General features: G+C 70.6%; 11 protein-coding genes. 2 read left to right on the forward strand and 9 right to left on the reverse strand.

Going from position 1 to position 13,506, the window contains the following annotated elements; genetic code table 11:
* Nucleotides 1-34: 34 nt before the first annotated feature.
* The 4 genes from lplAB to QP090_RS23645 all read right to left on the reverse strand — a co-directional run bounded on the left by lplAB (nt 35) and on the right by QP090_RS23645 (nt 3,109).
* Nucleotides 35-1,084 carry a lipoate-protein ligase LplAB gene (gene lplAB, locus QP090_RS23630; protein WP_285941320.1) on the reverse strand — a complete coding sequence of 350 codons (1,050 nt, stop codon included), beginning with the start codon at nt 1,082-1,084 and terminating at the stop codon, nt 35-37.
* A gap of 201 nt (nt 1,085-1,285) precedes the next feature.
* The gene (locus QP090_RS23635) at nt 1,286-2,251 is read right to left on the reverse strand and encodes a pirin family protein (RefSeq protein ID WP_285941321.1); all 966 of its coding nucleotides are present in this window, start codon (nt 2,249-2,251) and stop codon (nt 1,286-1,288) included.
* 173 nt (nt 2,252-2,424) lie between these two features.
* A complete protein-coding gene (locus QP090_RS23640) occupies nt 2,425-2,817 on the reverse strand; it encodes a VOC family protein (RefSeq protein ID WP_285941322.1) in 393 nt (130 codons plus the stop codon).
* Nucleotides 2,818-2,830: 13 nt separating this feature from the next.
* A complete protein-coding gene (locus QP090_RS23645; protein ID WP_285941323.1) occupies nt 2,831-3,109 on the reverse strand; it encodes a BBE domain-containing protein in 279 nt (92 codons plus the stop codon).
* Nucleotides 3,110-3,312: 203 nt separating this feature from the next.
* Here QP090_RS23645 and QP090_RS23650 point away from each other — a divergent pair, with 203 nt between their 5' ends.
* The gene (locus tag QP090_RS23650) at nt 3,313-4,620 is read left to right on the forward strand and encodes an ankyrin repeat domain-containing protein (RefSeq protein ID WP_285941324.1); all 1,308 of its coding nucleotides are present in this window, start codon (nt 3,313-3,315) and stop codon (nt 4,618-4,620) included.
* Nucleotides 4,621-4,792: 172 nt separating this feature from the next.
* Here the strand turns inward: QP090_RS23650 and QP090_RS23655 are convergent, their stop codons facing one another.
* The 3 genes from QP090_RS23655 to QP090_RS23665 all read right to left on the reverse strand — a co-directional run bounded on the left by QP090_RS23655 (nt 4,793) and on the right by QP090_RS23665 (nt 8,826).
* Nucleotides 4,793-7,627 carry a vitamin B12-dependent ribonucleotide reductase gene (locus QP090_RS23655; protein ID WP_285941325.1) on the reverse strand — a complete coding sequence of 945 codons (2,835 nt, stop codon included), beginning with the start codon at nt 7,625-7,627 and terminating at the stop codon, nt 4,793-4,795.
* A 132-nt stretch (nt 7,628-7,759) separates the two neighbouring features.
* The gene (gene nrdR, locus QP090_RS23660; protein WP_285941326.1) at nt 7,760-8,233 is read right to left on the reverse strand and encodes a transcriptional regulator NrdR; all 474 of its coding nucleotides are present in this window, start codon (nt 8,231-8,233) and stop codon (nt 7,760-7,762) included.
* Between the two features lie 302 nt (nt 8,234-8,535).
* Complete coding sequence (locus tag QP090_RS23665) at nt 8,536-8,826, reverse strand: LysM peptidoglycan-binding domain-containing protein (protein ID WP_285941327.1); 291 nt, start codon at nt 8,824-8,826, stop codon at nt 8,536-8,538.
* A gap of 461 nt (nt 8,827-9,287) precedes the next feature.
* Here QP090_RS23665 and lexA point away from each other — a divergent pair, with 461 nt between their 5' ends.
* Entirely contained in the window at nt 9,288-9,986 is a 699-nt protein-coding gene (gene lexA, locus QP090_RS23670; protein ID WP_285941329.1) for a transcriptional repressor LexA, read from the forward strand.
* Nucleotides 9,987-10,169: 183 nt separating this feature from the next.
* On the opposite strand, the gene leuS is transcribed toward lexA, so the two are convergent.
* Both leuS and QP090_RS23680 read right to left on the reverse strand, forming a co-directional pair.
* Nucleotides 10,170-12,638 (reverse strand): leucine--tRNA ligase, encoded by a 2,469-nt coding sequence (leuS, locus tag QP090_RS23675; protein WP_285941331.1) that lies wholly within the window; start codon nt 12,636-12,638, stop codon nt 10,170-10,172.
* Nucleotides 12,639-12,821: 183 nt separating this feature from the next.
* Entirely contained in the window at nt 12,822-13,436 is a 615-nt protein-coding gene (locus tag QP090_RS23680; protein ID WP_285941332.1) for a zinc-ribbon domain-containing protein, read from the reverse strand.
* Between the last annotated feature and the right edge of the window lie 70 nt (nt 13,437-13,506).

Below are 13,506 nucleotides of genomic sequence, written 5' to 3' on the forward strand. Positions count from 1 at the left end.
GCCGAAGTCGCGGATGCACGGCCGGAGCCCGAGGTCAGGGGACCCGGGCGGTCCAGGCTTCGGTGTCGAACTTGTCCGTCACGTACTTCTCGGCCAGGCGCGTCTCGTCGTCGGTGAGGTGGTCTGCCGCCAGGCCGTGGCGGGCGCGGAAGTGGCCGATCATCCGGTCGATGATCTCTTCGCGGGGCAGCCCGGTCTGCCGGCGGAGCGGGTCCACGCGCTTCTTCGCGCTGGTGATGCCCTTGTCGGAGACCTTCTCCCGGCCGATCCGCAGCACCTGGAGCATCTTGTCGGCGTCGATGTCGTACGACATCGTCACGTGATGCAGGACCGCGCCGCTGGCCAGGCGTTTCTGGGCCGCGCCACCGATCTTTCCCTGGTCGGAGGTGATGTCGTTCAGCGGCTGGTACCAGGCCTTGACGCCCAGTTCTCCGAGCGCCCCGAGCACCCAGTCGTCCAGGAAGGCGTAGCTCTCGGCGAACGACATCCCGGCGACCAGCGACTCGGGCGCGTAGAGCGAGTAGGTGATCGTGTTCCCGGGTTCCACGAACATCGCGCCGCCGCCGCTGATCCGGCGGACCACCGTCACCCCGTGCCGGCGGGCCGCCTCCGCGTCGACCTCGTTGCGCAGCGACTGGAAGCTGCCGATGATGATCGACGGCGAGGCCCACTCCCAGATCCGCAGTGTGGGCGGGCGCCGGCCGGCGCCGACCTCCTCGGCGAGCACCTGGTCGAGCGCCATGTGCAGCGCGGGTTCCTGCGGCCCCGCGTGGATCAGCCGCCACTCGTGCTGATGCCAGTCCGAAGCCCGGGCCACCGCCCGCCGCACGGTGATCCCGACGGCCTCCGCGGACAGCCCGAGCATCACCGTGCCCGGCGGCAGCCCCGCGTCCACGCGGGCCGCGATCTCCCGGGCCTCCAGCCCGGCCGGGAGCCCGTCGAGGGCCGTGTTGATCGCTTCGAGGGCCTCGTCCGGCTCGAGGAAGAAGTCGCCGCTGATCCGCGGAGACCGCAGCAGCCCGTCGACGACGTCGACGTCCGCGACCACGAGTTTTCCGCCGGGCACCTTGTACTCACCATGCATCACGTACACCACAACCATGCCGTGCCCTGCTCGATTCCGCTTCGCCCGAGCGATCGAGAGCGGGAGGGCGGCAGGGACGCGAAGCGGGCGATGTCCTGCGTTCAGGCGCGCACTGACCAGTCGATCGCCCGACTCCCCGGGCACGCGGCGGGCGCGGCAGGGCGGGCGGGGCAGGGCTTCGAACAGGGGGACGGACGGTGTTCAGCGGGTTCTGCCTCGTGGTTTGAGCGGGGTGGCGGGCAGGGCTGGTGCCGGGATCGGGGCGCCGGCGTAGCCGTGGACGGTGCCGAAGCGGTCGCCTGACATCCAGTCCCGGCGGGCTTCGGCGATCTCCTCGTTCGTGCGGCCGACGAAGTTCCACCACATGATCAGCTTCTCCTCGAACGGCTCGCCGCCGAGGAGGAGCAGGCCGCTCTCGCCGTCGGCGCGCAGGCGCAGGTCGCGGCGTCCGCACCCCAGGTAGAGCATCGATCCCGGTTCCAGGCGGACGCCGTCCACTTCGGTGACGCCCGACATGGTCAGCGCCGCGTACTCGAAGTCCGGCTCCACGGGCAGCCTGATGTCGGCTCCGTCGGCGAGGACGAGGTCCGCCCCGACGATGGGGGTGTGGGTGGTCCCGGGCGAGGATGCGCCGTCCAGTTCGCCCATGATGACCGTGGCGTCGACCCCCGGCGCGGTCACGACGGGCAGGTCGGCATGGTGTTCGAAGGACGGGTCGGAATGCCGGTCGGAGCCGGGGAGGGCCACCCACAGCTGGGCGCCGTGCAGGATCTGCCCGTGGGCCCGGGGCGACTCCTCCGAGTGCGCGATGGCGCGACCGGCGGTCATCAGGCCCAGTTCCTTGGGCCGCACCGTACGCAGGCTGCCGAGGCTGTCTCGATGCAGTACCTCGCCGGCGTGCAGCCAGCTCACCGTTTGCAGGCCGATGTGCGGGTGCGGCGGAACCTGCATGCCCGGTTCGTCGGCGATGTCGTCGGGACCGTAGTGGTCGACGAAGCACCAGGCGCCCACCATCCGGCGCCCCAGGCTCGGCAGGAGCCTCCTGACGACGGTGCTCTCCCCGAGCGGCACCCGGCGGGGCGCCAGCAGTTCGTGGACGGGTCCCGCCGCGACGTCGTCACGGCCGCCGCAGGTCGTCGGGGTCGGACGCGGATCGAGATCGCTCATCGCCTCGCCTTTCGTTCCCGCCGACGATGCTCGACGACGCGTCGGAGGTGTCCCACCGGCAACCATGCCCGATCACTCGGCGCCTCGTGCGCGCGGGGGTGCCGCATCAGGCCGGTCGGGCCGGTCGAACGGCGATGGCCTGCATGGTCCTCACAGCGCAGCTCGGGGCCGGGTCAGGAGAGCGGGCTGAAGAGGTCGACGGCATTGCCGTCGGGGTCGTTGACGATCGCGTACCGCTGACCCCATGGGGCGTTCCACGGCGCCTTGTGGCCTTCGTAGCCGAGCGCGACGAGGTCGGCGTAGGCGGCGTCGGCCTCGTCCGGCGTGTCGAAGTGGAAGGCCAGCGCGACGCGGTGGCCGCCGGACGGGCGGGTCCAGTCCGGGTCGAACGAGCGGATCGTGTCCTCGGTGTCCCAGGCCAGGCGCAGGCCGCCGGGCAGTTCGAACTCGGCGTGCGGGGCGTCGTCGGCCTCCGGGGGAAGGGCGAGGCCCAGGTGGCGGTAGAAGGCGAGCGAGCGGGCCATGTCGGTGACGACGAGGCCGATCAGGTCGATCTTGGCGGGCATGGGTGTGCTCCGTTCAGCGAGGTGGAATGTTGTGCTTGACGCGGAACAGGCTCCGCGGGTCGTAGACCGTCTTGAGCTCGGTGAGCCGGGCGAATCCGGCGGGCGGGTACGCGGAGCGCACGCGGTCGTGGCCGGTGTCGCCGACACCCAGGAAGTTGGCGAAGGCACCGCCGGTGGACCAGGGGCGCATGGCGTCGTGGAGTGCCGCGTGCGCGATCCGGTTCCGGTCGGCTCCGCCAGGTTCGCACACCTCGTCCCCCGGCGCGAAGACGGGCCCTGAGAAGTCGTTCATCCAGGTGAAGCTACTGATCGTCGTCTCTTGCGGTCTTGTAGGAACCGGACGTCCCCACGCCGCCGATCACACCTGGCGCAGGCGGCGGAAACCGGCGAGCATGCCGAGGGGGACTGTCACTGCCGATCCCTACGATGTCCCGGACGGATGGGGCCACGAGCCCGCGACGTGGATCCGCCGCGGGCGAGAGAAGGTATCGACAGATGCAGGATGGCCGAGCTCTGCTGGATGCGATCGCCAGGGGAGATTCCGCGGCGCTCACTCGCCTCTTCGAGAGTGGCGTTGACCCCGGCGCTACCGACGGGGACCGCTGCCCGATCGTCCTGCATGCGGCGGACACGGGCGAGATCGAGCTGGTGCGGCCGTTCCTGGACTGCGGCCTTCCGGTCGACGCGGAGGACGACGTCCTGGGGACGACTCCGCTCAGCGCCGCCGTCAGGATCGGGCGCCTTCCGCTGGTGGAGTTCCTGATCACACGGGGCGCGGATGTCAACCGCAGCGAGCGCGGTGAGGTGGAGACCGGAACCGTGCTGACCCACGCGTGCCTGCTGACTGGGTCGGCCGCGCTCGTGTCGATGCTGCTCCGCGCGGGCGCCGATCCCGATCTGCCGCGCCCGGACGGCTGGACGCCCATGATGTGCGCGGCCCATAGAGGGAGCATCGAGGTCGTGCGAGCGCTTCTGGCCGCCGGCGCGAGCGTGCTCCCGTCCGTCGACGAGGGCAAAGTGAACGCGCTCAGCCTTGCCGAACGCCGGGGACACGACGGCACCGCCCAGTTGTTGCGCGACCATGGAGCGACCAGCCATCGGGCTGACCGGCTCGCCCGATCGACGTCCGACATCGCCGCCTGGCTCGCCGAGCACGCACGTCCCGCGCACAAGGAGTCGATCACCCGTCATGGCCCTCCCGACCCCGAGGACGTAGCGGAGCTCGACGCGTGCGCGGCGTCGTTGACCGAGACCGTGTCAGACATCGCCGGCTGGCTCGCCGAGCACGCGCGTCCCGCGTACGCGCGGTTGGCCGCCGCCCGTGGCGCCGCCGACCCGGCGGCCGTGGCCGACCTCGAAGCCGCGATCGGAGAGCGTCTCCCGGACGAGTTCCGGGCGTACCTGCGGCTGTTCGGCGATTCCGGCGGGCTGGACATTTTCGAATACGCGGGGCTGTCGGTCAAAGACATGCTGGGCACATGGCGGTCCCTTGAAAGTCTTCGTGAAGACGGAACATTCGACGGCTGGGCCCCGGTCGAACTGGATCCGGACGACCCGTACCTCCGGTACACGTGGTGGCATCCGGGATGGATCCCCTTCGCCGCGGACGGCGGCGGCAACCTGTGGTGCATCGATCTCGCACCGGCGGCGCGCGGCGCTCGAGGCCAGCTCTTCTCGTGGGAGATCCACGGGGGCCCAAGCGGTCTGAAGGCCTGGTACTTCGATGACTACCTGCATAACTATCGCGACGAGCTGCTCAGTGGCCGATACGTCTACGACAGTGACAGCGGCACCTTCGACTGATGGCGTCGCACACGCGGCGAGGTGTCCCCTCGGCAGGCGCTGGAACAGTTCCCGGGCGGCCGTTCGCCTAAGCAGAAGGGGGAGTCGATAGAAATCGACTCCCCCTCCGACTTTTCATCTCAGTCGCATCCGGTCAAGAACAATGCCGCGTCGGATGCGACTCCGCGCTGCTTCAGCTGCAACCGCTGGTGGAGCCGCAGCCCTCGCAGACGTAGCAGCTTCCCGCAGGGCGCATCTTCGTGCCGCAGGTCAGGCAGAGCGGCGCGTCGGCGGTGCGGCCCTGGCGGCTCTCGATGACCTCCGTCGAGGAGCGCGGCTCGGCCGCCGGGGCCTCGGACCGGGCCGCCCGCGGCTCGGCGGCGCGCCGGGTGATCTCGGCCGACTGGGCCAGCGTCTCGTGCTCGATCTCGTCCTCGGCGTGCAGCGCCGCCGGGTCCTTCCCCTCGGCCTGGAGCGCGCGCTCTCCGGCGGTGAAGATGCCGAGCTCGGCGCGCACCTCGTAGGGCAGGTGGTCCAGGGCCAGCCGGCGGAAGATGTAGTCCATCATCGACGTGGCCATGCGGATGTCGGGGTCGTCGGTCATCCCGGCCGGCTCGAACCGCAGGTTGGTGAACTTCTCCACCCAGGTCTCCAGCGGCACCCCGTACTGGAGGCTGATGGAGATCGCCATGGAGAACGCGTCCATCACGCCGGCCAGGGTCGAGCCCTGCTTGCCGAGCTTGAGGAACACCTCGCCGAGGCCGTCGTCGGGGTAGGACGAGGCGGTCATGTAGCCCTCGGCGCCCGCGACGGAGAAGCGGGTGACGGTGGCCGGGCGCTGCTTGGGCAGGCGCTTGCGGACGGGGCGGGTCGCCACCTCGGCCGGGACGGCCTCCGGCTCGGCCGCCTCCTTCTTGCCCGCGGCCGACAGCGGCTGGCCGACCTTGCAGTTGTCGCGGTAGATCGCCAGGGCCTTCAGGCCGAGCTTCCAGCCCTCGAAGTACACCTTCTCGATGTCCTCGACGGCGGCCTGCTCGGGCATGTTGACGGTCTTGGAGATCGCGCCGGACAGGAACGGCTGGACCGCCGCCATCATCCGGACGTGCCCCATCGGGCTGATCGCCCGCTCGCCCATCGCGCAGTCGAACACCTCGTAGTGCTCGGGGCGCAGCCCCGGCGCGTCCACGACGTGGCCGTTCTCGGCGATGAACTCGACGATCGCCTCGATCTGCTCCTGCTGGTAGCCGAGCATCTCCAGGGCCCGCGGCACCGTGAGGTTGACGATCTGCATGGAGCCGCCGCCGACCAGCTTCTTGAACTTCACTAGCGCCAGGTCGGGCTCGATGCCGGTGGTGTCGCAGTCCATCATCAGCCCGATGGTGCCGGTCGGCGCGAGCAGCGACGCCTGGGCGTTGCGGTAACCGTGCTTCTCACCGGCCTTCAGGCAGTCCTGCCACTCCTTGGACGCGGCGGCGAGGACGGCCTTGTCCATCGCCGCGAACGTGCGGACCTCGTCGTTGGCGGCGGCGTGCTTGCGCATGACCCGCTTGTGCGCGTCGGCGTTGCGCGCGTACCCCGCGTACGGGCCGACCACGCCGGACAGCTCGGCGGACCGCCGGTAGGCGACACCGGTCATCAGCGAGGTGATCGCGGCGGCGAGCGCCCGGCCGCCCTCGGAGTCGTAGGCGTGCCCGGTGGCCATCAGCAGCGCGCCGAGGTTGGCGTAGCCGATGCCGAGCTGCCGGTAGTCGCGGGTGGTCTCGGCGATCTTCTCGGTCGGGAAGTCGGCGAACGAGATCGAGGCGTCCATCGCCGTGATGATCAGCTCGGTGAGCTGGACGAACCTGGTGACGTCGAAGGTGCCGTCCGGGCCGAGGAACTTCAGCAGGTTGATGCTGGCCAGGTTGCAGGAGGAGTTGTCGAGCGACATGTACTCCGAGCACGGGTTGCTGGCGGTGATCCGGCCCGACTCGGGGTTGGTGTGCCAGTCGTTGATCGTGTCGTCGTACTGGATGCCCGGGTCGGCGCACCCCCACGCCGCCTTGGCCATGAGCCGGAACAGCTCCTTGGCCTTGATGGTCTCGACGGGCGTCCCGTCGAGGCGGGCGCGCAGCGCGAAGTCGCCGTCGGCCTCCACCGCGTGCATGAACTCGTCGGACACCCGGACCGAGTTGTTGGCGTTCTGGTACTGGACGCTGGCGATGTCCCGACCGCCGAGGTCCATGTCGAACCCGGCGTCCCGCAGCGCGCGGATCTTCTCCTCCTCGCGCGCCTTGGTCTCGATGAACTCGGCCACGTCCGGGTGGTCCACGTCGAGCACGACCATCTTGGCCGCGCGCCGGGTGGCGCCGCCGGACTTGATCGTCCCGGCGGACGCGTCGGCGCCGCGCATGAACGACACCGGGCCGCTCGCGGTGCCGCCGGACGACAGCAGCTCCTTGGAGGACCGGATCCGGGACAGGTTCAGGCCGGCGCCCGAGCCGCCCTTGAAGATGACCCCCTCCTCCTTGTACCAGTCCAGGATCGACTCCATCGTGTCGTCGACCGACAGGATGAAGCACGCCGACACCTGCTGGGGGGACCGGGTCCCGACGTTGAACCACACCGGCGAGTTGAAGCTGAACATCTGGTGGACCAGCGCGTGCTTCAGCTCGTGGTCGAAGATCTCGGCGTCGGCCTCGGACGCGAAGTACCCGTGCTCCAGGGCGGTGTCGACGTACATCTTCACGACCCGGTCGACGAGCTGCTTGAGGCTCCACTCCCGCACCGGGGTGCCGACCGCGCCCCGGAAGTACTTGGAGGTCACGATGTTGGCCGCGTTCAGCGACCAGAAGTCGGGGAACTCCACCCCGCGCTGCTCGAAGTTGACCGAGCCGTCGCGCCAGTTGGTCATGACGACGTCACGGCGTTCCCAGCGGATCTCGTCGTACGGATGCACGCCGGGCGTGGTGAAGATGCGCTCGACCTTCAACCCCTTGCGACCCCCCTTGCCGCGCCGGGCCGCCGAGCCGCTCACCGTTTCCGTCATGGTCTTCCCCCTCCGGGCCCTCCCGCCGGGCCCTGTCCAGGAACAACTCCGCCCGCCGCCCGGGTCATCCCGGTCGCGGGCGCTTCTCAAGTGCTGTCGTCGTGCTGATGTGCCGTTGTGTCGGATCCGCCCCTACCGGGACGGGCCAGGCTCCCCCGAGGAACCGGCCGTCCGCAGGGACTCGATCTCCTTGGCGAAGTCGTCGAGCGACTCGAAGCTCCGGTAGACCGAGGCGAATCGCAGATAGGCGACCTCGTCGAGCTCGCCGAGCGGCCCGAGGATCGCGAGGCCGACCTCATGCGAGGGGACCTCCGCCGCTCCGGCCGCCCGGAGCGCCTCCTCGACCCGCTGACCGAGCTTGGCCAGCGCATCCTCGTCGACCGGGCGGCCCTGACAGGCCCTGCGCACCCCGGCGATGATCTTTTCTCTGGAGAACGGCTCGGTGACCCCGCTGCGCTTGGCCACCATCAGGAGCACGTTCTCCTGCGTCGTGAACCGCTTGCCGCACTCCGGGCACGAGCGGCGGCGCCTGATGGCCCCGCCGTCGTCGGTGGAACGGCTGTCGATCACTTTGGTGTCAGGGTTGCGGCAGAACGGGCAGTGCACGCGTTCCCTCCTCCCCTGACCCTTTACCCGGTCACACGGTCAGGACAGCGCCACAAGAACACAACTTGTGGTTAATGACATCCGTGTGACTACTAGATGTTGTGGTCAACCGTAAGGGGCCGGAGGGGGCTTCGCAACCTGGAACGGGAGCCTCCCGCGTAGACCCTGGTCACATCGAGCCTTACGGGCCCCACCCCGGGCGTGTCGCGCCCGCACGGTCACTCTGAGCTGCGACTTCGTCGTTCTCCGCAGGTCAGCGAAGGTCATCGCGAGGGTGCCCGCAGGGCCGCCCCGGCGGGCGCTCAGCGCTCCGGCAGGCGGAGCTCCTGGCCGGGCTGGACGAAGGCGTCGGACAGGCCGTTCAGGTCCATGACGCGTTGCACGATCACGCGCGGATCGGCACCGGAGTCGACGCCGACCGCGATCTCCCACAGAGAGTCGCCGGGCTCGACCACGACGGTGCGGACGCCCTCGCTCGCCGCGACGACACCGCCCTCCGCCGCGGACGCGTCCCCGGAACCGGCCCTGGCCTCCCGGCCGACGGTCAGCCACAGCGCCACGAGCAGAACGGCCGCCGCGAACGTCACCAGCACCACGCGCCCCCGCCGCGTGAGCCGGATCGGCTGCCGCCCCGGCGCCACCCTCCGTGGCCCCGCCCCCTGCCGCTCGGCCCCACGCGACCCCGCCGCGCGCGGCCCCGCCCTTCTCGACGGCGTCCCCCGTCGCGCCGTCGCCTCACCGGAGCGGACAAGTCTCAGCCGCCTGTCGGCCCCCGCCCGTCCCGCACCGCCCGCTTTCAGGTCCCCCGACCCCGGACCACCCCGCACCGCGTCCCCCCGGTGGAGCGAACCCGCCATCCCGGCCTCCTCACGGTCAGCCGCCGATCGTTGATCTTCGAACTAACTTTCGATCGAACGTCTGTACGATGTTCTACCGCAGCCCAGCCCCGAAACGCGAGCACCTTCTTCGAACAATTGTTTGATCATCCAGCCCGGACGCGATAACGTTCCATGACAAGGAGTGACGGATCGAAGCGCCCAGGAGGCGACCAGCGATGAGCAAGGTCCGGGAAACGCCCGACGGCCCCGGTGACGAAGGCGGCCTGACCCAGCGGCAGCGCATGGTGCTCGAGGTGATCCGCGACTCGGTCCAGCGCCGCGGTTACCCTCCGTCCATGCGGGAGATCGGCGAGGCGGTCGGACTGACCAGCACCTCCAGCGTGTCGCACCAGCTCCGGGCGTTGCAGCGCAAGGGCTTCCTGCGGCGCGACCCCAACCGGCCGCGCGCGGTCGAGGTACGGGTGCCGGGCGCCACCCCGGTGCGCACCGAGCCCGACTCCTACGAGGTCGCCAACGGACAGGAGGCCTCGACCCGGCCCGCGCCCGCGTACGTGCCGCTGGTCGGCCGGATCGCCGCCGGTGGCCCGATCCTGGCCGAGGAGGCCGTCGAGGACGTGTTCACCCTGCCCAAGCAGCTGGTCGGCGAGGGCACCCACTTCCTGCTGAAGGTCAGCGGCGACTCGATGATCGAGGCCGCCATCGCCGACGGCGACTGGGTGGTCGTCCGACAGCAGCCGGTCGCCGAGCAGGGCGACATCGTCGCCGCCATGATCGACGGCGAGGCCACGGTGAAGACGTTCAAGCGCAAGGACGGGCACATCTGGCTGATGCCCCAGAACTCCGCCTACGAGCCCATCCCGGGCGACGAGGCGTCGGTGCTCGGCCGGGTCGTGGCGGTCCTCCGCAAGATGTGACGCGGCACGGCGCCCCCCGGCCCCGAGACCGGAGGGACCCCGCGCCGAGACGGCAGAACGGAAGCGGCCCGGGATTTCCCGAGGCCGCTTCCGCCTTGTCCGGCCCTGGGGCCGCACGGCCGCCGTCCTCGTCCGCCGGTCGGGCGCGGGCGAAGACGGCGCGGGCGAAGACGGCGCGGGCGCTCAGCGGGACGGAACGATGTTCACGATCTTGGGGGCGCGCACGATGATCTTGTTGATGTCGGCGCCGGCCAGGGCCTCCCGGACCTTGGCGGAGTCGAGCGCGAGGCGCTCCAGCTCCTCGGCGGCGATACCGGGGGCGACCTCGATCCGGTCGCGGACCTTGCCCGCGACCTGGACGACGCAGGTGACCGACTCCTCGACCAGCAGCGACGGGTCGGCGGCGGGCCAGCCGGCGGTGGCGACCGGCGCGGTGCGGCCGAGCAGCTCCCACGCCTCGTCGGCGGTGTAGGGGGCGAACAGCGACAGCACGATCGCGATGGTCTCGGCCGCCTCGCGGACGGCGGGGTCGGCGGGGCCGGCACCCGAGTCGACGGTCTTGCGGGTGGCGTTGACCAGCTCCATCACCCGGGAGATCGCCACGTTGAACCGGTGCCCCTCGACCAGCGCGGTGGCCTCGGCGATGGTCCGGTGGGTGACCCGGCGCAGCGCGACGTCGCCGGCCGCGGGGTCGGTGCCGGGCGCGGCGGCGGTCTCGGCGGCGATCCGGTGGACCCGGGACAGGAACTTGGACATCCCGTGCGGGGACACATCGGCCCAGTCGATGTCGTCCTCGGGCGGGCCGGAGAACAGCATCGCCAGCCGGACGACGTCGACGCCGTACTCGGCGATCTGCTCGCCGAGGTCGACCAGGTTGCCGGTGGACTTGGACATCGCCTTGGCGTTGAGGATGACCTGGCCCTGGTTGAGCAGCCGGGTGAACGGCTCGGTGAAGTCGACCATGCCCATGTCGTGCAGGACCTTGGTGAAGAACCGGCTGTAGAGCAGGTGCAGGATGGCGTGCTCGACGCCGCCGGTGTACTGGTCGACCGGCATCCACCGGCGGACCTGCTCGGCGTCGAACGGGCCGCCCTCGTAGCCCGGCGAGCAGTAGCGGAAGTAGTACCAGGACGAGTCGACGAAGGTGTCCATGGTGTCGGTGTCGCGCTTGGCGGGGCCGGCGCACTTGGGGCACGCGACGTTCACCCAGTCGGACGCGGCGGCCAGCGGGGAGGTGCCCTTGGGCGACAGGTCGGCGCCGCGCAGGTTGCCCGGCAGCGTCACCGGGAGCTGGTCGTCGGGAACGGGGACCTCCCCGCACGAGGGGCAGTGCACGATCGGGATCGGGCAGCCCCAGAACCGCTGCCGGGACACCAGCCAGTCGCGCAGCCGGAAGTTGACCGCGGCCTTCCCGAGGCCCTTGCCGGCCAGGATCTCGGTGATCGCGGCGATGCCGTCGGCCTTGGTCAGCCCGTCGATCGGGCCGGAGTTGACGATCGCGCCGTCGCCCGAGGTGGCCACGCCGGTCTCGGCGGGGTCGGCCTCGCCGGTCCGCACCACCACCCGGACCGGCAGCCCGAACTTCAGCGCGAAGTCGAGGTCGCGCTGGTCGTGCGCCGGCACCGCCATGATCGCGCCGTGCCCGTACTCGGCCAGCACGTAGTCGGCGGCCCAGACCGGGATCCGCTCGCCGTTGACCGGGTTGACCGCGTAGCGGCCGAGGAAGACGCCGGTCTTCTCGCGCTCGGTGGACATCCGCTCGATCTCGCTCTCGCGGGAGACCTCCTCGCGGTAGGTCTCGAACGCGGCGCGCTGCTCGGGGGCGCAGATCTCGTCGGCCAGCGCGGCGTCGGCGGCGACCACCATGAACGTCGCGCCGTAGAGCGTGTCGGGACGGGTGGTGTAGACGGTGACGGGGGCGTCGCGGCCCTCGATGACGAAGTCGACGTCGGCGCCGGTGGAGCGGCCGATCCAGTTGCGCTGCATCAGCAGCACCCGCTCGGGCCACTTGCCCTCGAGCTGCGCCATGTCGTCCAGCAGCCGGTCGGCGTACTCAGTGATCTTGAAGTACCACTGGGTCAGCACCCGCTTCTCGACCAGGGCGCCGCAGCGCTCGCAGTGCCCGCCGACGACCTGCTCGTTGGCCAGCACGGTCTGGTCGTTGGGGCACCAGTTGACCTGGCCGCCCTTGCGGTAGGCCAGGCCGCGCTCGTAGAAGCGCAGGAACAGCCACTGCGTCCACTTGTAGTACTCGGGATCGGAGGTGTGCAGCCGGCGGGACCAGTCGAACGAGGGCGCGTAGCGGTGGAACGAGGCCGCCTGCGTGTCGATGTTGGCGTAGGTCCACTCGGCGGGGTGCGAGTCGCGCTTGATCGCGGCGTTCTCGGCGGGCAGCCCGAAGGAGTCCCACCCGATGGGGTGCAGGACGTTGTAGCCCTTCTGGAACCAGTAGCGCGCCACGACGTCGCCGATGGCGAACGCCTCGGCGTGGCCCATGTGCAGGTCACCGGAGGGGTAGGGGAACATGTCCAGCGCGTAACGGCGCTCGCGGCCGTCGTCGCCGGCCGCAGCCGCGAACGGGTCGAGCTCCGCCCAGCGGTCCTGCCACTTGTCCTGAACCGCCCGCGGGTCGTACTGCTCGTCGCTGCTCACGCTTACAGACTCCGGTCTTTCATCAACGGGATCGTGGGGGCCGTCCGCCGAACATGAAACGGCCCCTCTCGCAGGAGGGGCCACCACGCTGACGCCAGTGCGTCAGCGTGGCCGGTCGGGGAGCAGCCTGGCTGGCATACATGAAGACTAGCGCAACCGCAAGCCTTCCCGCCGGACCGAGCGTCAGTGGCCCGAGGACTGCCGGGCCAGGGAGACGACCCCGGTCACCTGGACGCGGGTGAGCTCCAGATCGGTGCCGACGGCGGCGAGGGTCTCCTCCTCCGACACGCTGAGCGTCCCGTCGGCCAGGGCGATCTCGGCGGCGGCGCGCAGGATGCTCTCGCGCGCCTCGGGGGCCAGCGCGGACGAGGCGCGGGCCATCTCCGCGCGCACCTGGTCGAACGAGCGGCCCATGTCGCCGTCGAGCGCGGCCTCGTCGTAGCCGGCGTCGCCCGCCTGCCGGACGACGGTGACCGCGCGCCGCCGGGCGCCCTGGTGGGCGGGGTCGCCGGAGCGGAGCACCTGCGACACCGCCATGCGCAGCAGCATCGCGGGCATCTGGGCCAGCTCGGCGGTCGTCGGGATCTCCAGCACAGCGGTGTTCCAGCGGCCCTTGCAGGTGTCGCACTGGACGAACTCGCCCCCCGACTTGTTGAGCGGGATGACGGGGATGAAGAAGAGGCTGAAGAAGTTGCGGCCGTAGCGCCGCCGGTACTCCCGGTCGCCGCCGCATTCCGGGCAGTGGAAGACGCCCCTGCTCAGCGTGAAGAACACCACCCGCCAGCCGAAGATGATCAAGATTGTGCGCCTTTCCTCGTCGGGACCGGTCATCGTAACGGGCGGGACCGGTCCGCACGCGACATATCGC

Source organism: Actinomadura xylanilytica, from assembly GCF_030283145.1.
GTDB lineage: Bacteria > Actinomycetota > Actinomycetes > Streptosporangiales > Streptosporangiaceae > Spirillospora > Spirillospora xylanilytica.